Annotated in this window: 19 protein-coding genes; 7 read left to right on the top strand and 12 right to left on the bottom strand. The window is 41.5% G+C overall.

The genetic code is table 11. The features are described 5' to 3' along the window. Positions 1 to 4: 4 nt before the first annotated feature. Positions 5 to 652: a TetR/AcrR family transcriptional regulator gene (locus AC4IFO_RS11690; RefSeq protein WP_490734547.1), complete on the bottom strand. Its 648-nt coding sequence runs from the start codon at positions 650 to 652 to the stop codon at positions 5 to 7. 368 nt (positions 653 to 1,020) lie between these two features. On the opposite strand from AC4IFO_RS11690, the gene AC4IFO_RS11685 reads away from it, so the two are divergent. Next, a complete protein-coding gene (locus AC4IFO_RS11685; protein WP_490734545.1) occupies positions 1,021 to 2,241 on the top strand; it encodes a Tm-1-like ATP-binding domain-containing protein in 1,221 nt (406 codons plus the stop codon). 11 nt (positions 2,242 to 2,252) lie between these two features. Then, complete coding sequence (locus AC4IFO_RS11680; RefSeq protein ID WP_490734543.1) at positions 2,253 to 3,080, top strand: phosphoenolpyruvate hydrolase family protein; 828 nt, start codon at positions 2,253 to 2,255, stop codon at positions 3,078 to 3,080. A 50-nt stretch (positions 3,081 to 3,130) separates the two neighbouring features. Here AC4IFO_RS11680 and AC4IFO_RS11675 read toward each other — a convergent pair whose 3' ends face one another. The 3 genes from AC4IFO_RS11675 to AC4IFO_RS11665 form a co-directional block, all read right to left on the bottom strand. After that, entirely contained in the window at positions 3,131 to 3,826 is a 696-nt protein-coding gene (locus tag AC4IFO_RS11675) for a hypothetical protein (protein WP_490734541.1), read from the bottom strand. A 4-nt stretch (positions 3,827 to 3,830) separates the two neighbouring features. Continuing rightward, a complete protein-coding gene (locus AC4IFO_RS11670; RefSeq protein ID WP_490734539.1) occupies positions 3,831 to 4,568 on the bottom strand; it encodes a hypothetical protein in 738 nt (245 codons plus the stop codon). A gap of 166 nt (positions 4,569 to 4,734) precedes the next feature. Continuing rightward, entirely contained in the window at positions 4,735 to 5,631 is an 897-nt protein-coding gene (locus tag AC4IFO_RS11665; RefSeq protein WP_490734537.1) for a diaminopimelate dehydrogenase, read from the bottom strand. Positions 5,632 to 5,830: 199 nt separating this feature from the next. Here AC4IFO_RS11665 and AC4IFO_RS11660 point away from each other — a divergent pair, with 199 nt between their 5' ends. Together AC4IFO_RS11660 and AC4IFO_RS11655 are read left to right on the top strand one after the other, a co-directional pair. Then, complete coding sequence (locus AC4IFO_RS11660) at positions 5,831 to 7,177, top strand: MATE family efflux transporter (protein ID WP_219246086.1); 1,347 nt, start codon at positions 5,831 to 5,833, stop codon at positions 7,175 to 7,177. A gap of 208 nt (positions 7,178 to 7,385) precedes the next feature. Next, positions 7,386 to 8,705 (top strand): L-cysteine desulfidase family protein, encoded by a 1,320-nt coding sequence (locus AC4IFO_RS11655; RefSeq protein WP_490734535.1) that lies wholly within the window; start codon positions 7,386 to 7,388, stop codon positions 8,703 to 8,705. Positions 8,706 to 8,808: 103 nt separating this feature from the next. On the opposite strand, the gene yjiA is transcribed toward AC4IFO_RS11655, so the two are convergent. The 8 genes from yjiA to AC4IFO_RS11615 all read right to left on the bottom strand — a co-directional run bounded on the left by yjiA (position 8,809) and on the right by AC4IFO_RS11615 (position 18,593). After that, positions 8,809 to 9,771 (bottom strand): GTPase, encoded by a 963-nt coding sequence (gene yjiA, locus AC4IFO_RS11650; protein WP_490734533.1) that lies wholly within the window; start codon positions 9,769 to 9,771, stop codon positions 8,809 to 8,811. 39 nt (positions 9,772 to 9,810) lie between these two features. Beyond that, a complete protein-coding gene (locus AC4IFO_RS11645; protein WP_004260586.1) occupies positions 9,811 to 10,014 on the bottom strand; it encodes a YbdD/YjiX family protein in 204 nt (67 codons plus the stop codon). Between the two features lie 101 nt (positions 10,015 to 10,115). Further along, positions 10,116 to 12,269: a carbon starvation CstA family protein gene (locus tag AC4IFO_RS11640; protein ID WP_490734531.1), complete on the bottom strand. Its 2,154-nt coding sequence runs from the start codon at positions 12,267 to 12,269 to the stop codon at positions 10,116 to 10,118. A gap of 420 nt (positions 12,270 to 12,689) precedes the next feature. After that, entirely contained in the window at positions 12,690 to 13,145 is a 456-nt protein-coding gene (locus AC4IFO_RS11635) for a WG repeat-containing protein (RefSeq protein WP_490734529.1), read from the bottom strand. 13 nt (positions 13,146 to 13,158) lie between these two features. Next, positions 13,159 to 15,708: a hypothetical protein gene (locus AC4IFO_RS11630; protein WP_490734527.1), complete on the bottom strand. Its 2,550-nt coding sequence runs from the start codon at positions 15,706 to 15,708 to the stop codon at positions 13,159 to 13,161. 12 nt (positions 15,709 to 15,720) lie between these two features. Beyond that, a complete protein-coding gene (locus tag AC4IFO_RS11625; RefSeq protein WP_490734525.1) occupies positions 15,721 to 17,157 on the bottom strand; it encodes a DNA-binding protein in 1,437 nt (478 codons plus the stop codon). After that, entirely contained in the window at positions 17,157 to 17,909 is a 753-nt protein-coding gene (locus AC4IFO_RS11620) for a PP2C family serine/threonine-protein phosphatase (RefSeq protein WP_490734523.1), read from the bottom strand. The genes AC4IFO_RS11625 and AC4IFO_RS11620 overlap by 1 nt, the downstream gene beginning before the upstream one ends. Positions 17,910 to 17,912: 3 nt before the next feature. Beyond that, on the bottom strand, positions 17,913 to 18,593 hold the full coding sequence (locus tag AC4IFO_RS11615; RefSeq protein WP_490734522.1) for a vWA domain-containing protein: 681 nt from the start codon (positions 18,591 to 18,593) through the stop codon (positions 17,913 to 17,915). 807 nt (positions 18,594 to 19,400) lie between these two features. Between AC4IFO_RS11615 and AC4IFO_RS11610 the strand changes: the two genes are divergently transcribed. From AC4IFO_RS11610 to AC4IFO_RS11600, 3 genes are all read left to right on the top strand, one after another. Then, positions 19,401 to 19,949: a fimbrial protein gene (locus AC4IFO_RS11610; protein WP_490734520.1), complete on the top strand. Its 549-nt coding sequence runs from the start codon at positions 19,401 to 19,403 to the stop codon at positions 19,947 to 19,949. Positions 19,950 to 20,021: 72 nt separating this feature from the next. Next, the gene (locus AC4IFO_RS11605; RefSeq protein WP_490734519.1) at positions 20,022 to 20,699 is read left to right on the top strand and encodes a fimbrial biogenesis chaperone; all 678 of its coding nucleotides are present in this window, start codon (positions 20,022 to 20,024) and stop codon (positions 20,697 to 20,699) included. Continuing rightward, positions 20,683 to 21,237 (top strand): fimbrial protein, encoded by a 555-nt coding sequence (locus AC4IFO_RS11600; RefSeq protein WP_490734518.1) that lies wholly within the window; start codon positions 20,683 to 20,685, stop codon positions 21,235 to 21,237. Before AC4IFO_RS11605 ends, AC4IFO_RS11600 begins: the two co-directional genes overlap by 17 nt. Positions 21,238 to 21,241: the final 4 nt, after the last annotated feature.

Here is a 21,241-nt window from a genome sequence, read left to right as displayed (position 1 = left end):
TTTATTAGTTTTTGATTTGCTTATTTTGACGTTTGGTATTATCTGCAACGGCTTGGTTCATTATCGCTTTTGCCATCCATTGCGCTAATTCTATGACCTGCTGATTATCCATTTTCCAAATATCTTTTAGCACTAAGAAAATCTCTGACCCATAAATAACCGAAAATGCTTTGATGACCTTATCAACAATTTCTTGCGGATATTCCGATTTCATCGGCGTAGTGACCATCGCAAGGATATCTTTACGGTTTCCCCGCTCAAATTGCTTACTTTTGACCTCTTGCGGAGCAGAACGCCCTTGCGCCCATTGTTGTAATGAAGCTTGCAATGCCGCCCTTAAAGCGCCTTCATGTTCAAACATGCGTGGAAAAGCAAACGTCAGTAGCTCATCAATACGCTCTTCTGTTTTTTCACTTTGTGGGCGCCACGTTAAAATTGGCCCTAAACTTTCATTGACAGTTGCTGTGATTAAATCACTTTGAGTCGGAAAATACCGATATGCGGTAGCGCGGGAAACACCCGCCTCGAGCGCCAATTCAGAAACAGAAGGCATCGCGCCTTTTTCAAATAACTCTAAAGCCGTGGTAACCAATAATACATAAGTCCGTTTTCGCGTCCCTTTATATTCTGAGGCTGGATTAGTTTTCGGCATTTAATTGTCCTTAAAATACTGTTTCTTACAACAAGTTTAGTCAATAATACTTAGAAAGCACAAGCGGAAATAAGTATACCTACTCAATAACATACAATTAAAAGATACATATCTCAAACTAACCTGTATATACAATCAAATAAGTTATCCCTATCACAAATTTAATATTTTAATGATGCATTATATATACCGATGTTAATTAATATTTATGATGTTTTATCAACAAGATATGCATATTAGCAACTAATCAGTGTGACAACAAACCAATAAATGAGACTGTAGTCTCATTTTACAAATATCAAAAATGATACTATAGTCTCATTAAGGTGAAAAATTCAACGCGAACTCTAATCTGAAAGGATTTTTATATGAAAAAGCACCCTGGTTTTATCTATATCGCCACAACGCTGGATACTAAAAGCGCTGAACTATTTTATGTCAGTGAATTAATTAAAAGCGCTGGGTTAGCTGTTCGCACCGTTGATTTAACGACTCAACCAACACAATTAGAAAAAGAGGCTGATGTCAGCGCACATACCGTCGCTAGTTTTCACCCTCTTGGTGTAGATGCGGTTTTTTGTGGAGACCGTGGCAAGGCGATTGAGGCGATGGCACACGCTTTTAGCCTTTACCTTGCAGCGCAAACTGATGTTGCGGCAATCCTTGGCTTAGGTGGCTCAGGTGGAACCGCATTAATTACTCCTGCAATGCAAGTACTGCCTGTGGGTATCCCTAAGTTAATGGTTTCCACTATGGCATCAGGGGATATCTCAGGTTATATCGGTGCGAGTGATATCTCCATGATGTACTCAGTCACCGATGTTTCGGGCTTAAACATTATTTCGCGTAAAGTTTTGAAAAACGCAGCAAATCAAATCGCAGGCGCTGTCTGGTTTAACCAAGAAGATGACGAAAATATTGATATCAAACCCGCCATTGCCCTAACCATGTTTGGTGTGACAACGCCTTGCGTTCAACAACTTACCGCACAATTAGAAGAACAATATGACTGTCTCGTCTTTCATGCAACAGGCAGCGGCGGTAAAGCAATGGAAAAACTGATTGATAGCCAGCTACTGCATTCCGTACTGGATATGACGACAACAGAAGTGTGTGACTATTTATTTGGTGGCGTTTTAGCGTGCGACGAAGACCGATTTGGCGCCATTCAACGTACACAAACACCTTGTGTTATGTCGTGTGGTGCATTGGATATGGTGAATTTTGGGCGACCAACTACGGTGCCTGAAAAATACCAAGACCGCTTATTTTACCATCACAATGCACAAGTCACATTGATGAGAACGACCAAAGAAGAAAACCAACAAATGGGTCGTTGGATTGCTGAGAAATTAAATCGCTGTGATGGCGAAGTTCGTTTTATTGTTCCAACATCAGGGTTTTCCGCATTAGATATCGAAGGCGCACCATTCTGGGATCCTATCGCAGACCAAGCGTTTATCGATGCACTGACAGAAAACCTCATAACAACAGAAAAAAGACAGCTTATTTTGAGTCCTCACCACATAAATTCCCATGATTTTTGTGAACAGGTTATTCAGCTACACCAGGAAATTTTGAACAAATAATAGAGGTTAATATGAAACATAACCGCGCAGAGTTATTAAAAAAATTCAGAGACATGATTGCTCGTGGAGAACCTATTATCGGCGGTGGTGCAGGTACGGGTTTATCGGCAAAGTGTGAAGAAGCTGGCGGCATTGACTTAATCGTTATCTATAACTCCGGCCGTTACCGTATGGCGGGTCGTGGCTCACTAGCAGGCTTATTGGCTTACGGCAATGCGAATGAGATCGTCATGGACATGGCAAAAGAAGTTTTGCCTGTCGTTAAGCAAACCCCTGTTCTTGCAGGTGTAAATGGCACCGACCCATTCTGCCAATTTGATAAGTTTTTAGATGACATCAAAGCAACGGGCTTTGCAGGTGTACAAAACTTCCCAACGGTAGGCCTGATTGATGGCAACTTCCGCGCTAATCTGGAAGAGACAGGAATGGGTTATGGCCTAGAAGTGGATATGATCCGCATGGCGCATGAAAAAGATCTGTTAACCACACCGTATGTTTTCAGCGCTGATGATGCAGTTGCAATGACCAAGGCTGGTGCAGATATCATCGTGCCACATATGGGCTTAACAACGGGCGGGAATATTGGTGCCGAAACAGCACTGACACTAAAAGATTGCGTACCACTCATTAATGAATGGGCAAAAGCGGCTAAAGCAGTGCGTGATGACGTCATTGTCCTGTGCCACGGCGGCCCTATCGCAACCCCTGAAGATGCCGAATATATTTTAGCTAACTGCCCTGACTGCCATGGTTTTTATGGCGCAAGTTCAATGGAACGTTTGCCTACCGAAGTCGCACTAACAAAGACTACACAGCAATTTAAATCAATAACACGTTAATTTTTTTATTTTTTGCCAACACCGGGCGCCTATTTCGATAGGCGCTTTTTTTATTTCTTTTTGGGGTTTAAAAAACGCCACAATACCCAAAGTAATGACGTGGAATAATACAAGACACCGAATTGAATAATCATAAGCGGTTTTTCCGTCATCCCTGTCATTTTTAATACGCCATAATAGTGATTATCTTCAAGGTATTGCTCCGTCAGCCCCCCTTCAGGCAAATAACGCGTTAAAAACACAGCAATAATAAAACACGCGACATAATGACGTAATTTAGCAATCCCTTCATCGAAGGCATTAAAACTATCAAACTCACTCCCTTGTTGACGCCCAATAATAATTCGATTAATTAATGTCGCTGCATAAATATAAAGGATAGCGGAAGAGTTAATTTGCGTCGTATGAAAAATATAGGCTACGCCCCCTAAAATAGCGGCCACAAAAATGAAGAAAAAACCACGCTGAAGTACCGCCATCATTGTGCCCATATGCACTAAAATAAACTCAAATAGCAGGATCAATACCATATTGTAAACCACTTCAACGCCCGACCAATCAGGGGCAAACCACAAAGACAATAAAAAACCGATATAAAAAACAGTTAAGCCGTGATCCACCAACGAAGGTAGAAAGTGCATAACACCTTGCGGTTTATCTGATGCAATAAAATGGCGTTTCCCTTTTACGATGGATAATCCCGATCGCTTATTGGCATTTTTTTTGTTTTTTATCTTCCTTGCCACAAACTTACTTTCCTTTTTCTCGGTAAATAGAGTGCCCCTTGCACAAGAAATTCATTAAACAGGCCATAAAAACAGGTAACCCAAAATAGAGTACTCCAAACGCAAAAGCGACATGAGGCCTGTCCGGGAACTCTCCGCCAGTGGAAATACTGGCGTAATAATCAATAGAGCGTAAATATTCAGGTGTTAACCCGCCATAAGGCACAAGGAAAGATAAAATCAATACGAGGAAAATACAGAACATAAAATTGAGTGCCATTAACGCTGAATAGCCCATATTTTCACTGCGTTCTTGTTCACTGCGGCTGGTTAAACCAAATAACATTCGGTTCGCGACTGTCGCACTATATAAATACAGGATCAACGGCGAGTCCCCTAAGACTGACATATTAATTGCCAGCGCGAATAAACCATAAAAAAGCGCAAATAAAGTTAATACTCGCCAATCACGAAATACCGCCATAAAGACGCCAGAGTGAACTAAAATAAATTCAAAAATGAGAATTAACGTCAGGTTATAAATAATTTCGACCGTGTAGTACTCAGGGAAAAACCAAACAGATAAAATAAAACCGACATAAAAAAGAGAGAAACCGTAGTTAACTATCTTTGAAAACGCACGAATAAGACTAAAAGAATGCGAACTTTCTTTTACACTTTTTACTGAAGGCTGTTTTGGGAAAAAACCTTGGTTTTTATTTTGTTGTTCTTTTAATTGCTCATTCCCTGACGGCTTCGCCATGAGATCACTCCACATTATCAATAGTGCTTTTTTAATAAGCTACTTGATAACGAAAGAAATAAACAGTGGCCAAAATCCGAATGGCGAAGTAAATCGAAGGTAAAGTGTAAGAAATATCGACAAGATGGCATGACCTTAAGGGATCATGCCACAAATAAAAGCGTAATTAGACGAGTTTGGCAATCAACGTGTCTAAATCACCTTGCAGGAAATTCACTGGTGGGATTTCAATCACTGTATAAGCACCCGCCGCCTGCTTCATTGAAGCGCGTGCAGCTGACACCATAAATTGTGACGTTAACGCAGGGTTATTGATACGCATTGAATACTCGAACAATTGGTTATGTGTCGCACCCGACACACCTTTGTGCGTCATGTGTACACCATGCCCAACATCTTTTAATGCGTCAATACTATCGACCTGACGAATGTGGGTTTCATCAGAGGCAAAATAGCTATCCGCTTTAATCGCTTGAGCAACATCATCAAATTTTGCCCCCGCATCTAATTCAATATATACCATACGACGGTGCACACCAGTTCCTAATGGAATAGTCACTGATAACGCATCTTTCACGCCGTCAATTGCTTTTGCCGCAACACTGTGCCCCATGCTCATACCTGGCCCAAAATTGGTGTAAGTCACCCCTTTTGGCGCCATCGCAAGCATTAAAGTACGCATGATAGAATCTGAACCTGGATCCCAACCTGCAGAGACGACAGCAACGCTATTATGTTGTTTTGCAACATCATTTAGGCTTCTTTTCAGCGCTACAATATCTGAATGCACATCAAAGCTATCAACGGTATTAATGCCTAATGCAAGAATTTTTGCCGCAAGTGGGCCTATTGCACGGGTTGGTGAGCACAGGAGTGCAACATCCACTTTCCCTAGTTTTTCAATATCATCGACGACTTTGTACGAGGCAAGTTCAGCAGGGATGTCTTGTGTATTGCGACGAACAATTCCGACAAGCTCAAAATCATCAGCGGCCAGAACAGCTTCTAGTGCATAACGGCCGATATTCCCGTATCCCACTATTGCTGCTTTAATTTTTGTCATTTTTACTCCTATACAGTTCTGATGTTGCTTATTAAATAATTTATAGCGAAATTAAATTTAACAGATTAATTAAAAGTAAACAAAACATTCACTTTACGAAATTGAGGGCATTTTAACCCTATTTTCATTAATGAATTCCATGTAGAATTCGCAGTTCAAGCGACTATTCTTAATTCTCATAAATATATAAAGGTTCTCAATGCATCAGTCTGATGTGACTGAGCGGTCACTCTTTTCGCTCAGTTGGCCAATTTTTATCGATATTTTTCTGCATTTGGCCACATTATTAATTAACACTTACATGGTTAGCCATGTATCGACGGCTTACCTTGCTGCGATGGGGGTGGGCAACCAAGTTTTTGATCTTTTTATTACTATTTTTAACTTTATCAGTGTGGGATGCAGCGTTGTTATCGCGCAATATTTAGGGGCAGGCCGCCGTGAAAAAGCCAGCCAAGCGATTCATATCTCTATTGCCTTTAACTTTATTCTTGGTTTTTCCAGTGCATTGGTCGCGGTATTCTTTGGCTATACCATTCTAAAAATCATGAATATGCCATCCCATTTAATGGCGGATGGTTATACTTATTTACGTATTCTAGGTATTTGTTTAATTCCTGAAGCAATTTCCATTATTTTAGCGGCTTGCTTACGGGTTTATGGCAAAGCACAACCCGCCATGTGGGTAACATTGATTGCCAACCTGATTACTGTTGTCGGCAATATCATTGTACTTTATGGCTTCTTCGGGTTGCCACAATATGGTTTAGAAGGTGTGGCATGGTCAACTGTCGTTGGGCGTGTCGTCGCTGTAATTTTGCTTTTCTGCTTATTATTCTACGGGTTACGTATTAAGTTTGTCCCAATGATGTTAATTCATTGGTCACGTAAAATGCTCGGTAAAATCTTACACATTGGTTTACCTTCTGCGGGGGAAAACTTGGTGTGGATTTTACACTTTATGACGGCATCTGCCTTTATTGGTTTAATGGGCGAAACAGCACTTGCGGCACAAACCCTGTATTTCCAATTATCACTCTTTATCATGTTATTCGGTATTTCCGTTAGTATTGGTAATGAGATCATGGTTGGCCATTTGGTTGGTGCGAAACGCTTCCAAGATGCCTATATTCGCGGAATTAAAAGCTTAAAAATGGGCTTTTATGTCACTATCGGTGTCGTTATTGCTTTCTGGTTGCTTCGTGACCCTATCCTTAACAACATCACTGATGACCACGGTATTATCGAGCTTTTATTACCACTCTTTTTACTCTCGGTATTTTTAGAGCCAGGGCGTACCATTAATATTGTGATGGTGAATGCGTTACGTGCATCTGGAGATGCCCGCTTCCCATTATGCACCGCTATTATCTTTATGTGGGGCGTGGCGATCCCCCTCGGCTATTTCTTAGGGATCAAAATGGAAATGGGCTTGCTGGGAATTTGGCTCGGTTTCTTCGCCGATGAATGGTTGCGCGGCTTGACTAATGCATGGCGCTGGCGCTCACGGAAATGGCAAAGTAAACGCCTCGATGTGGAAAGCTAACCCGTAAAACAATCACAATGTCCTGCGCTATTTTATAGGCAGGATTTTTGTGACGAAGCGCAAACTCGAAAATATTTTATTTTTATCTCCAGTTTTGGAGATTTTTTTTCTCTCTCGCACAAGTATATCCCCAAACTTAGTGAAGTTTTTCTCCAACGGGTTGTTTAAAATAATAAAATCAAAAAAGATTTCATTAAGGGGACCTGCCATGCATGCGCAATCACAACCATTACTTTGGCAATATTTTATCAATGCGGTAAAACAAGAAGTTAAGCCAGCTTTAGGTTGTACCGAGCCGATTTCATTGGCTTACGCAGCAGCAAAAGCAGCGTCCTTCCTTGACGGTGACGTCACGCGCGTTTGTGCCTTTGTCTCTCCTAACCTGATGAAAAATGGTATGGGCGTCACGGTGCCGGGTACAGGCATGGTAGGGTTACCTATCGCTGCCGCTTTAGGTGCGGTTGGCGGCGATGCAGATGCGGGTTTAGAGGTACTTAAATCTGCTTCAACTGACGCGATTGCTTTGAGTAAAACAATGCTAGCGCAAGGCCTAGTAACTGTTGATATCAAACACCCTTGCGAAGACGTTATCTATTCCGAAGCAACGGTATATACCCAAACAGGTTCAGCGACGGTGATCATCACAGGTTCACACACCAATATTGTGAAGATAATTCATAATAATGAAACGGTGTTTGATACCTTATCAAGAAAATCTCTAGACGATACTCCCGTTGATTGCGCTGCGGATATTCCCTTGCCCCCCGTTACCGCAAAGGCTGTCTACCAATTTGCGACAGAAGCCCCATTAGGCGATATTCGTTTTATTTTAGAAGCTGCCCAGCTAAATGAAGCCCTTTCCCAAGAAGGCTTGCGCAATGTGTATGGCTTACATATCGGGAAAACATTGCAAACTCAGCGCGACCGCGGTTTATTATCGAAAGACTTAATGTCCGAAATTATGATCCGCACCTCTGCCGCATCCGATGCTCGTATGGGAGGGGCCGTTTTACCCGCGATGAGCAACTCAGGTTCTGGCAACCAAGGTATCGCCGCAACCATGCCTGTTGTCGTGACGGCGGATTACCTGCAATCCTCTGAAGAACAACTAGCTCGCGCATTGATGTTATCCCACCTAATGGCGATTTATATTCATAATCAATTACCTGCACTATCTGCGCTGTGTGCTGCAACCACCGCCGCGATGGGCGCCGCCGCAGGGATTGCATGGTTATTGGAGTCACGCTATGAAGTGGTTGCAATGGCGATTTCCAGTATGATTGGCGATGTCAGTGGGATGATTTGTGACGGTGCATCAAACAGTTGTGCGATGAAAGTCTCCACCAGCGCCAGTGCGGCTTATAAAGCGGTACTGATGGCTTTAGATAATAGCTGTGTGAGAGGCTCGGACGGTATTGTGTCAGATGATGTTGACCAGTCGATTGCCAATTTGTGTTCATTGGCCGCAGGGTCGATGAGGCATACTGATGTGCAGATTATTGAGATTATGGCGTCAAAAGCACGTTAATTCTTCGCCCTTAACGACGTAGCGTTGTTGGCTACACTTGCCGACCCTAGTCACATACTTGCCTTGTGTATGTGACTAGGGCTTGTCTCTTTTAAATGACTACCTATTTCACTTCTAAGGCTGCGAATTTTTCGCGAATAATCTCTTCGGGTAGTTTCACGCCGATAAACACTAATACGCTGCGGCGGGTTTCGCCGTCTTGCCAATCCGTATCCCAATCAGCACTGTAAAGGCGTTGAACCCCTTGGAATAACAAACGTTTTGGTTCATCTTTGATGGATAAAATGCCTTTGTAACGCAATAAATTATCAGCAAAACCGAGCAGTAAATCTTCCATTACCTGTGAAACTTCCATTAATTCAACAGGGTAATCAAACTCCACAACAATAGACTCCACTTCATTTTGCTGTTTTGGTGCAAAGCGGAAAGTCGGTTTATTCACCTTCAGTTGTGAATCTAATAAAAAACCTTCGATGTCTAATAAAAGCTGTAAGTTAATATCGCCATGAATAACCGGATAAATTGGCGCTCTGGCATTAATACGTTGCAATCGTTCTAACAGGGCGTCGTTATCTGGGTTGATGTCAGTTTTTGTTAATAAAATTCGGTCTGCATAGCCGATTTGTGCTTGAGCAATCGCAAAATCATTCAATTGTTTTTCAGCATGAACCGCATCCACCAGCGTAATGATGCCATCCAATAAAAACCGTTCGCATAACACATCATGGGAGAAAAATGTTTGCGTGATAGGGCCGGGGTCTGCCATTCCAGTGCATTCAATCACTAAACGGTCAAAATCCAATTTGCCACTGTCGAGGCCATCTAATAAGTCTAATAACGCATTTTCTAATTCAGCGGAACGCGAACAACAGATGCACCCGTTGCTCAACGTGGTGATTTGTGTGGCTCTGTCACCAATAATGGCGTTATCAATGGGAACTTCACCAAATTCATTTTCAATGACTGCAATTTTATGTCCATGTTCTGCATGAAGAATATGGCTAAGGAGCGTTGTTTTACCTGCACCAAGAAAACCGGTTAGGATTGTGACATTAATTGGTTTCATTATTATCCTCTTTGCACCATTGTTTTACTGCAATCATTGTTAACAGCAGCGGAACCCGCCTTTACCACTTCCACCATATCGCGCATCTTGCCTTTCACGAAAAAATTCTTTGTAAGTCATGACGGGCTTATCAGGGTGGTTATCACTCATGTGTTGGACATAAGTATCATAATCAGGAATGCCAATCAGCATACGCGCTGCTTGCCCTAAGTATTTGCCTGTTTTTCCAAGATTACCAAACATCTGCCTCTCCAAATACAAATGCCCTACATCATGCGCACACAATGTAGGGCTACCGTTCAGTTACCGAGCCACCTTAGCGGCTCGGTGGTGTCGAATGGTCACTAATGTGAAGATGAAACTTTCACGCCCTCTTTCGGTACAGGCACATACGGTGTTTCTTTGTCTGTACGTTCTGGATTTTTGTATGCTTTCATTCCCACACGGATACCATAGAAAATGATACCGTAGACAACCACTAAGAATAGGATACTCAGACCCGCATTGGTGTAGTTGTTGATGATAATGTGATTCATGTTAGTGATTTCTTGCGCTGTCAGCTCAGCACCGCCTGCCGCAATCTTCTCTTTATAAGATTTCGCTAAGTACAGGAAGCCTTCAAGCTGCGGGTTATCACTGAATAATTTCAGTCCTAACGCCCAAGTGGTACAAATCAATAACCATACTGCAGGTAACACGGTGACCATGATGTATTTGCTACGTTTCATCTTAATCAGGACAACTGTACTTAAGATTAACGCAACTGCGGCTAACATTTGGTTCGAGATACCGAACAGTGGCCATAGGCTCTTAACGCCGCCCAGTGGGTCAACCACGCCTTGATACAGTAAGTAGCCCCATAAGCCGACACAACCAGCCGTACCAATGATCCCCGCAACCAGTGAATCCGTTTTCTTCAAGAATGGAACGAAGTTACCCAGTAAATCTTGCAGCATAAAGCGGCCAGAACGGGTTCCTGCATCCAATGCGGTTAAGATAAATAACGCTTCAAACAGAATACCAAAGTGATACCAGAAGCCCATATTTGCCGCAGGCATGATTTCGTGGAATACGAATGCGATACCAACTGCTAATGTTGGCGCACCACCCGCACGGTTTAGAACAGACGGTTCACCGATGTCTTTCGCCGTTTGCATGATTTGTTCAGGTGAAATTACGAAGCCCCATGAGCTGACCGTTGCCGCTGCGTGAACAGAAACATCTTTCAGTTGAGCCATGATAGCCGCACCATCTGGGCCACCCAGCTCATGCAAGTTAGGCATTGTAATACCTAATGCTGCTGGCGGGGTGTTCATCGCGAAGTACAAGCCTGGCTCGATAATAGATGCAGCAACCAGCGCCATAATCGCAACGAAAGATTCCATTAGCATTGCACCGTAACCGATGTAACGTGCATCTTTTTCGTTTGCTAATAATTTCGGTGTTGTACCCGAAGAAATTAAGGCATGGAAACCTGATACCGCACCACATGCAATGGTAATGAACAAGAATGGGAATAGCGTGCCTTTCCAAACTGGACCTGAGCCATCAACGAATTGCGTTACTGCAGGCATTTTTAATTCAGGGTTCAGGATAACGATACCAATCGCTAACCCAACGATAACCCCAATTTTCAAGAAGGTTGCCAGATAATCACGCGGCGCCAAGATCAACCATACAGGTAACAGTGCAGAAACAAATGCATAGCCAACCAGAGCATAAGTGATCGTGGTGTCTTTAAATGTCAGTGCTGGGCCCCAGTATGGGTCGTGAGCGATAACGCCACCGAACCAAATCGATGCTACCAGCAACACGATACCGATGACAGAAACCTCACCAACACGCCCCGGCCGGAGATATCGCATGTATATCCCCATAAACAAGGCAATTGGTACCGTTGATACCACGGTGAATACACCCCATGGGCTTTCTGCCAAGGCTTTGACGACAATAAGTGCTAATACCGCAAGGATAATGATCATAATCAGGAAACAGCCAAAGAGTGCGAGCGTTCCCGGAATTGGGCCCAACTCTTCTTTAACGATTTCCCCTAATGATGCCCCATTACGGCGTGATGAAATAAACAGCACCATAAAGTCTTGCACCGCACCGGCTAATACAACCCCCGCCAGTAACCACAGCGTACCGGGTAAATACCCCACTTGCGCTGCCAGTACAGGTCCTACTAATGGCCCCGCCCCTGCGATTGCCGCAAAGTGGTGACCAAACAGAACGTTTTTATTGGTTGGAACATAGTTTAAGCCATCATTATTAATGACAGCTGGAGTTGCACGAGTTTCATCCAGCTTCATCACTTTTTTCGCGATATATAAGCTGTAGTAACGATAAGCAATAAGATAAACCGCCACGGATGCGACGACTATCCACAGCGCACTAATGTGCTCGCCGCGTCTTAGCGCAACAACCCCTAAACAAATTGCGCCGATAATCCCAAGGATCATCCACGGAACGTGCTTTAAAATACCATTTTTGTTCATAGAACACCCTTCTGAGGTAAAACGAACATGCCATTGATTTTGTATTTGCCATCACGCTAGCAGCATCGTAGCGCTGCTTGTCATTGATGTTTTTTTAATTGGCAGTGGTTGAACTGTGTTAAATCGAAAATTTGAGCTCTGCCATGGTGTCTATGGTAAGAAATTACACTCTGCAAATGACTAAAGTTGCGCTAAGCGGTGCCATACAGAATTAAGCGGTTTGAATTTTGCCGTGAATGGTTTTGAGGAAGGTTTAACAGGGTAAAAACTGTGATCTACATAACAATAACAACTGGTTTTCAATAAGTTAAGTAATATAAATAATATGGTTAAAGTCGATTTAATTGTAAATAAATATCACAAACTTCGTAAAAAACGCCTTAAATACCCTTAAAAAGGGTATCCAAGCACGTAGAACCCTTATGGCCGTGTAATTGTTGTCCAATCCCCACCAACCCACCAACGGTGTTCGCCATCCGTTTGCGTCTTACACCCTACGCCAACTTTAGCCTTCCCCTCTTCAAAAGGGTAAGCACAATCATAGGTTGCCTCAATAACAACCTTCCCTGTCGTGGCATCCGCAAAACCAATTTTATCTCCCTTACGAATGCGGTAGACCCCTTCTTGGGCTTCGTCCGGCCAGTTATCAAAATAATAAATTCGATACACTTCTTGGTTATGTTTATCAGCAACAATTAACTCGCCATCATCTGACTCACGTAAGCAATATTGAAAAGATGATTCGGCTTCAAAACAACGAATTTGGCTTTTTTGGTCGTCAACCCATAAGCTGTATTGTTGATCAAGATTTTGTGCAAATAATGGTGTTGAGCAAAATATGGCAAGCATCCCTGCCATTTTATATTGGTTCATCATATTCCCTATTCCTTTATGGCTGATAATTTAACGAAGCGTCACTGGGTTGGTTAAAAATCACTGGGATTAATAACACTTTATTTTGAGATGCTGAATTAAACCGCCACTGATAAGCAGCTGAAATTAAGCTATCATCGAAATAATCCACACCGCTGCGTTGTGCTAACATCACTGAACTTGGCACGCCCCCTTTTGGTACATCAATTTTCAAAATGGCTTCGCCTTGCATTTTACCTATCGATTCCTGAGAAATAACAGGCAGTTGTAATGTCTTTTCTTGGATGCCAAAAGCGGCCGCATCAACACTCACAGCTACAGGGTCAGCTAAGTTTTCATTGCGCATAGGCGAAGTGCGAGGGGTTAAGGCAAATGGTATCACCGCTGGCATTACGTTTTCAGCCAATACCTTTTGCTCTTCAAATGCTTGGCGCTCCTGCTCCGTTGCTGATGTGGGCAATTCACCTTTACTATACAACTGCGCCATACGTGCATTAATAATATTCACCCGCTCTTTGGTTTCATCGGGCAAACCAAATAAAAAGAAACGGGATTGCGCCGCCATCAGACGCTGATCCACACTTTTATCCGCATTATAATGCATTAATGCAAATGCACCTGCTGCCAGCTCAGGGTCTTCATCTATCATTGTCACTCCCCAAGCAAACCACGCGTCAATACGGTTTGGGTTAATGGTGATTATTTGCAGATAATGCCCCCGCGCACTCAACAGTAAATCACGCCAATGCTGCTCATCATCAACAAAACCATCTCTTATTGCAGATGCTTTATTTTCAGTTAATAAAGTTCGCGCGGCATTAAAGTGCATTAATTCCATTCTTGCCGTTGTGCTCAGCACTTCAATATTATTAGGGTGCTTTAACAATAAAGCGCGAAGTCTTAGCGTATTACTTTCCCACGCCTCACCATTAGACTTAGTGCGGCTGTCTGCTTGTAGCAGCGTTGCACGTATCTCTTTTGAGATCTCCTGCTGCTGCTGGTAATATTCATAAGATGAACTTGAGCTGCGGGTATATTTAGCAGGAACTGTATTATTCACATAGTTCAGGAGCCTTTTAAGCACATATCCAAATGATTTTTCATTATGCCTTGCTAAAGCCTTACTGGCACTTTCCACTAAAAGCCCGACTTCTTGCGCGTAATCATCTAAGCTTTTCACTGTGCTTTTAAAGCCAACACTCACAAGGTGGCGAGCTGGTTGCTTTGAGGGTACAAAGCGCAATTGGCTCACCGCAAATTCAGCTGCGGTATCGTATTTTTTTACGCCACTGGTGGTGTCGATTAAGGTAAATCCAGGCGCACCGTCCTCATTCACATCCACGGCCACGATTGCTGAAACATTATCAACATCATATTTAACGGAAGGGTAACGCACCTCGTTAATAGAGCTAGGGACAATGGCCGTTCCCTCTGTATTGATCGTCATTTTCCCAGGGTAACGAGGATCACTTAGGTCATAGTACGTGGATAGCTCAACAACCCCATATATCCCTTTAATGGATAATGGCTGTTTTGCTAATATTTGTGTTTGCTCATCCGCAGGTTCTCTAAACCAATCTAATACCTGTATGTTGCTTCTTGCTTGTAAGATTAAAAAGTTTTGACGTTCAGCGGCAGAAAGGTGCTGGATTTCTTTCGCAAACATTGCGGTACTTTGCGCATCAAATAATTGAGAGGGAGATTCTGACCATTTATCACTGAGGTTCAGATATTGTGCAAAAATAAGTGCAGCATATGCGTGCTTTAAATTTACATCGCTATTATCAACTTGGCTTTTTATTAAACTATACGCAAGCCCCAAACCTTTCCAATAAGTGGGGTTATTCGGCTGTGCTGCAATAGCACGCATAAAAAAAGTCAGGCTCTCTTCCGCTGTGTCGGTTTGGCGTAATTTAAGCAAGCCAACAGCAAAGGCGAGCGCACCATCTTGCGGTAAATATTGGCTCGCCTTTTCTAACTGGCTAATTTGATCATTTGGCACCATCGTATTCGCTTGTAATAAAGGTTGCCAGATTTCACGCATTGCTACGCTTTGTGGTGCCAATTCGGCCAGTTTATCCATCTTATCAATACGTGCTTGCAACTCATGGTATCGTTCTTCAATTTCTATATTAGCTTCATTGTTATATAAGATCCCTGATAGCACACCACTCACTGCGGTGTTTTGTTCATTCTGAAATAGCTGCCAATCACGCTGTTCAATGAGTGTTTGCGCCCGCCAACGTTGGTTTGATTCGGCACTTAACGGGATATTTAACAGTGTAGTGATGCTAAATACCGCCAACGTTATAACCGCTGCGCCCCAATACTGCCTCTCTTGAAAGCGAACTGCACCTATCGATAAGGCAATAATAAACACCAGCCCAAATAACCACATCACGGTAAGAAATAAGTTATCGCTGACATTTAAAGCAATTGGCCAAATGAGTTCCCCCAGTTCGAATAACGCAATAAACACGCCATAGCCAAAGAAAAAAGGCAGCGCAGGTACCGCTAATAAGAACGCCAACGGTAACAGAAGGAGTGGGCTTAGTTTTATTTTCAACGCCATCCCTCCTTAGGGTTTCTTAGTCAAAATTGACTTGATGGGTAAAAAGAGCCCCACCCAGAAAAATAGGCTTAGACCCAATATGCTAACCAGCGTGATAATACTCAGCGCCACATCAGACTCAAACGCCTCCTGCGCCCAATATTGATAAAAAGCCGTAGGCGATAATGTTTCCGGTTTCATATTTTGCGTAATACTACTAACAATAAATGCCATCAATAAAGGAATAGCGATGGCAAGGAATGTGTAAATATGCACCCTTTTGATGGCTGCAAACCACGCAGGCGGTGTAAAGGTGATTGGTGGTATGGGTTGTGGGCGAACAACTCGACGGGTTTGAGTTTGCCCTCTAACCTGCACTTTCTGTATATTTTGCTGTTGCCGTGTTTTTTGCAGCGCTTCGCTGGCAACTTTTAATTGCTTAACCCGTTCACAAGCAGCGCATTTCAACCCAGAAAAATATTGGTGTTCATTATTTTTGCTGCATACCACCATCCTTTTCTGACTACGCAACGCGTAAGGGCGTAAACACTGCACCCACTGCGCTGCGCTCGGCCTTTGGTCTGGCGCACCATTAAACGCTTTATCAAACAATTGTCGAATATCATCGGGTAAGAAAGTATGCCCGCTGGTTGGGACAGGGCTAATACCTTGATGCGCCTTTACCCCATACGCATAATATTTCCCTGCAATTCGGCTAGGTAAATCATTTGGTACTTGGTTATGTAAAGGGCGACCAGAGAATGGATGAATACCAAAATTCAATAATTGAAATAAAATCACCGCTAAAGCAAATCGGTCTTGCTCGGATTCTTGCGATTGGGGCACACTTTTCGCATTTTGGAATTCAGGGGCGAGGTAATCGACCGTAAATTGCCCCGCAGCAAAACGTTCTTGTTTTCCTTGAATACTAAAGCCATCGCAATCTAGCATTGATACATATAAGCTTTCCCGATAAAAACGTAAATTCACGGGTTTCATATCAATAATAAAGTGATTTTGTTGGTGAATGGCGTCAACCAATATGGCTAAATTGGTTGCAAGTTGGATTTTGGCGCCTAACCCAACGGGTAAGTTATTTGCTCTCGCCTGTCTTTCTTGCAAGATATATTCAAGCTCAATGGATGCATTCACATCCAACTCAGGCATGGTAAAGCCGACAAACTGTTTCTTCTGGTTAAATAGTTGGCTAATCGGCCATGCCAGTTGAATAACAGGAATGGCAGTGTCAGTAATCGGTGGTAAGTTTGGTTTTAACGCTAACATTGCCGATGTTTTTCGGCGATATAACGTTTTATCAATTTTGTCGTGGTAAAGCTTAGCAACTTGCCCCTTCGCTGATGCAATATGGTAAACGCTCCCCGCCCCACCACTTTTAATTAATTTACCCAGCAGGATAACTTGCCCTTGCCCATCGACAAGTTTTATCTTATTTCCCCCCGTCATTACATTTCCCTAAATGCTACGAATAAGGTTTTATCATCCCCTGTAATGGAATACGTTCGAGGATCATCAAGTGTCCCTTTTAAGGCTTCACTACCTGTATGCTCATCATTTTGCTGCAAAAATCGAGTAACTGGCTCAATAAAAGGAAGGTAGAGGGCATCGCATTTCTTATTCATGGCAAAAGGTTGTACGCCATCAGACATTAAAATGACCCGCTCTATTTTTTCGGTGATAGGTGTAATGCGTAAATGTTCCTGCCAATCATTTGAGGTTAAAAACCATGTTTGGTTAGCATATTCCCCATTTTCAGGCACCGAAACTGTATCAATTAGCTGGCCATCTTGCTGGTAAGAAGCGATGGCCGCGCCATCACCTAAATGAAAAAGAAAACCTTGGCGTTTGCCAACCCATGCAGCAACGAGCGTACACGCAAAATCCTTTAATTCCCCCTGCTTATCATTTGCAAGGGAAAGCAGTTGTTCGCGAATAGTACTCAGTGTGCGAAAAATAACAGGTCGTATTTCTTCTATAGTTAAATAGTCAACATCACCAAATTCAGATACCCGCTGAACAAATAACCTTGAAACATAACGTGAACCTACATCGCTATAACGAGCAGAGCCTGCACCATCGCACACACAAGCCGCTAAGCCATTTGTAGTATGTTCTACAGACCAAGCGTCTTGGCAAGGCTGATTATTTTCCTGATGAGAGCGCCCTTGAACTGATGCGCAATAAATTGACCAGCTCATAGATTACACCGACACTGTTGACCAGCTATCTGTTGAAGGAAGTTGTGCTTGACCACCAGGTGTCGATTGGGAAACCACTTGCATACTGGCACTTAACCATAAAAACAGTTCTTTAAATTGCAATCCTTGCAACTTTTTCACGCCATTTAGGCCTGCAATACTAAATTCGCCCATAACTTGTGCACTTGCCCCATCAACCATAATAGGGAACATCGCCACTTTTTGATCTTTTTGCGCCTGACGGCAAACTTGAGCTGATTCTTCCCATAAATCTGTCGGAGCCCCATCTGACATTAAAAATAACCAAGGTCGTGTATAAGCCACACCAGCTTGGCGGAAACGTTGTTTTTCAGCTTCAATTTCATCTAATGCAACCATGACCGCTTGCCCTGTAGGGGTCGTACCGTTTGCTTCTAATATAGGGGCGGTAAAATCCATAGCATCACACCAGTCGCCAATAAGAGAGCATTGGTCATTTCCACCATATTGAATGACCAGTATCCGTACACGCTTGGCGGCAATAACATCGTTTTTGAGTTCTTTTTCGAGCAGTTGCAGGCCAGCATTTAGTTCGTTAATCGGCTCACCGTGCATACTACCTGAACAATCTAATACTAAGACGAGGGGAGTTCGTTGTTCGCTGTTATCAACTAAAGCAACATCAGGAATGGTAAGTTGGCTCATGATATACCTTTCTTTTATTTAAATGAAAGTACCAATATACAGAAGAGCGCCTCTAATGAAACTAAGAAAAAAAAGAAATATTGGCATTGAATAAGAATTGTCTTAGGAATATTATTAAATTATTCTCAACCAAATTTCAATTTTAATTAAGAATCATCCTAAGTATTTAAACTTAAATAACGACAAATCTAAATAGACTTCAGAGTTAAAAAGTCAATAATATTAATAAATATATTAAAAACACCTCATTTATACGTATTTTACTCACACCTATTATTTATTCGTAACATTTGCCCTCAATACCCACCTCAAGTGTTAAAAACAGAGACAAAACATGAATAAGTATTAATGTTAGTACATTTAACTTTATATGCAGCCATTTATGATATTAATCAGAATAAAAAACTGAATACATCAGAAAAGTTTAACAATAGGAACACAAAAAAACGCAATACATTGATATTAATGAAAAATAACACTTTGAAAACTATTAAAATGTATAATAAAATTATTTTTCACTAGTTTGACAACTTATATGAGTACAACTAATATTATTCACGAACACAGCGAACGAGAGTTTGCAAATAGCCAGACCAAATTCAAAAAATTAAGTTTTTAATAAAAAAATTATTTTATAAATAAATAAAGAATAAATAACCTAGATTATTTACCTCTATCCTATTTCAATAAAATAATAAATTTTCAAACTCTGAAAATACTAATTAAAACTTAATATATAGCATGAAAAAAAAGATATAAACCTTAAAAATTAAGATTAGTTCTCTCACATACTTAGGAATGATTATTATGAAATTAAATAAACTTGCTTTCATCGGTACTTTAGCTGTTGTTGCTCTTTCTTCACAAGCTTTCGCGGCTAAAGATGCAACTGTTAACTTTAACGCACGTTTAGTTGCAGAAACTTGTGACGTTAGTGTTTCAAAAGATTTAATTAGCTTAGGTACACATAAAACTAAAGGTCTGAGCACTGCAGCTGCAATCTCAAGTGAAAACTTCTCTTTAGTATTAAATAACTGTACTAAACCTTACGACGACAGCACCAATCAGCAAACTGGTTCTATCGCAATCCAAGCTTCTGGTGAAGTATTAACGGGTCACTCTGATATGTTTGCTGATGCTCAAGCATCACAAATCGGTGTTAAATTACAAGCAGAAGCAGTTAAAGGCACTAAAGTTGACCTGACACCGAATGAAGCAACTGAAATCGCTGATCTGAAAATTACCGGCACTGGCGACATCGTCGTTCCAATGATTGCAAGCCTGTACGCAACAACTACTGAGGCTACTGCACAGCAATTAAATGTTCCAGTAACGTTCAGCGTTGCATACGACTAATAACTACTTTTAGTTAATTAGCTAGTTGAGCAGGCAGTATTAATTTACTGCCTGCAATAAAGGAAATAAAAAATGATAAAATTAAAATCCTTAGCTTTTATATTAATGACTTTTTCATTTGCATCTCAAGCTGGTGTTGGGTTAAGCCAAACACGTATTGTCATTGAGGAAAAAACCAATACGTCTTCAATAACAGCTCGAAATGAAGATGACAAGTCTTACTTAGTTGCAAACTTCATTACACAACAGCTCAGTAGTAAAACCGCATTAGAGGGTTATTTTGTTGTAACGCCAACTATTTTTAAGCTCGCACCTAAACAACAAAATATTATTAAAATAAAAGCGATACCAAGTAAATTCCCTAAAGATAGGGAGTCTATGTACTATTTCCACTCAAGAAATGTACCTGAGTCAGATAAAGGTAGTGATGGTGTAAAAGTAGGGTTAGAAAATGTGGTTAAAATTTTCTACCGCCCAGCCAATCTTTCTATGGAGCAATCTGTCGCCTTTAGTAGTGTAAAAACAATGAGCACAGCAAATGGTGTCAAGCTAGTTAATGACTCCCCTTATTATATTAACTTAGCAGGCCTGTATGTTAATAACAAAATTATAAAACTAAATAAGCAAAATAACGTCATTGCACCTTTTGCTGAAATGAACTACTCGAGTCAAAATAAAAATGGTTCTGTCAAATGGGCTATCATTAATGACCTTGGAGGATATGATGAGTTCCATGGAACTGTTCAGTAAAATAGTACTTGTTTTGGGTATTACTGTATTTTCTAGCCAACTTTTAGCTCAAAATGGCCAAATGCAATTCAAAACAAAAATTATCAAAGGGACTTGTGAATTTGATGATAACAACGATTTAGATAAAAACATTGATTTTAATAAAAGCGGCATATTGGTAGCATCAGATGTTAATAGCAAGCCAATTAAACAGCCTATTCGTACCGAAAGCTTTTCATATACTATTGCGTGTAAAAATTTTCCTGCGGGAACAGAACGAACTGTTAAAATTAAATCTAAATCAGCAGCATCCACTAAATTTGATAATGGCGTTTTTTTTGGATTAAATGATACAACTAAAACGGGTTTTCTACTTGAATCCTGCGATAAAAACAACCAAAATTGTCAGCAGGTTAATGATGAAAGCATTACAACGTTTCCATCAACAACTAACGATTCAATAGAAATTAATTACAGAGTTAGCCTTGTTAAACGAGATAGTGATGTAACACCAGGCGATTCAAATGCAGCGGTCACTTTTGAATATTATCAGGATTGAGGTT

It is taken from the genome of Providencia sp. UF-224, from assembly GCF_058245955.1.
The sequence above is the reverse complement of the archived record's forward strand: the minus strand, read 5'-3'. Positions and strand labels throughout refer to the sequence as shown.

Excerpts from the sequence above, each read along its gene's own strand:
- AC4IFO_RS11690 (WP_490734547.1), bottom strand. The coding sequence starts at position 652 with ATGCCGAAAACTAATCCAGCCTCAGAATATAAAGGGACGCGAAAACGG.
- AC4IFO_RS11685 (WP_490734545.1), top strand. The coding sequence starts at position 1,021 with ATGAAAAAGCACCCTGGTTTTATCTATATCGCCACAACGCTGGATACT.
- AC4IFO_RS11680 (WP_490734543.1), top strand. The coding sequence starts at position 2,253 with ATGAAACATAACCGCGCAGAGTTATTAAAAAAATTCAGAGACATGATT.
- AC4IFO_RS11670 (WP_490734539.1), bottom strand. The coding sequence starts at position 4,568 with ATGGCGAAGCCGTCAGGGAATGAGCAATTAAAAGAACAACAAAATAAA.
- AC4IFO_RS11665 (WP_490734537.1), bottom strand. The coding sequence starts at position 5,631 with ATGACAAAAATTAAAGCAGCAATAGTGGGATACGGGAATATCGGCCGT.
- AC4IFO_RS11660 (WP_219246086.1), top strand. The coding sequence starts at position 5,831 with ATGCATCAGTCTGATGTGACTGAGCGGTCACTCTTTTCGCTCAGTTGG.
- AC4IFO_RS11655 (WP_490734535.1), top strand. The coding sequence starts at position 7,386 with ATGCATGCGCAATCACAACCATTACTTTGGCAATATTTTATCAATGCG.
- yjiA (WP_490734533.1), bottom strand. The coding sequence starts at position 9,771 with ATGAAACCAATTAATGTCACAATCCTAACCGGTTTTCTTGGTGCAGGT.
- AC4IFO_RS11645 (WP_004260586.1), bottom strand. The coding sequence starts at position 10,014 with ATGTTTGGTAATCTTGGAAAAACAGGCAAATACTTAGGGCAAGCAGCG.
- AC4IFO_RS11640 (WP_490734531.1), bottom strand. The coding sequence starts at position 12,269 with ATGAACAAAAATGGTATTTTAAAGCACGTTCCGTGGATGATCCTTGGG.
- AC4IFO_RS11635 (WP_490734529.1), bottom strand. The coding sequence starts at position 13,145 with ATGATGAACCAATATAAAATGGCAGGGATGCTTGCCATATTTTGCTCA.
- AC4IFO_RS11625 (WP_490734525.1), bottom strand. The coding sequence starts at position 17,157 with ATGACGGGGGGAAATAAGATAAAACTTGTCGATGGGCAAGGGCAAGTT.
- AC4IFO_RS11620 (WP_490734523.1), bottom strand. The coding sequence starts at position 17,909 with ATGAGCTGGTCAATTTATTGCGCATCAGTTCAAGGGCGCTCTCATCAG.
- AC4IFO_RS11615 (WP_490734522.1), bottom strand. The coding sequence starts at position 18,593 with ATGAGCCAACTTACCATTCCTGATGTTGCTTTAGTTGATAACAGCGAA.
- AC4IFO_RS11610 (WP_490734520.1), top strand. The coding sequence starts at position 19,401 with ATGAAATTAAATAAACTTGCTTTCATCGGTACTTTAGCTGTTGTTGCT.
- AC4IFO_RS11605 (WP_490734519.1), top strand. The coding sequence starts at position 20,022 with ATGATAAAATTAAAATCCTTAGCTTTTATATTAATGACTTTTTCATTT.
- AC4IFO_RS11600 (WP_490734518.1), top strand. The coding sequence starts at position 20,683 with ATGGAACTGTTCAGTAAAATAGTACTTGTTTTGGGTATTACTGTATTT.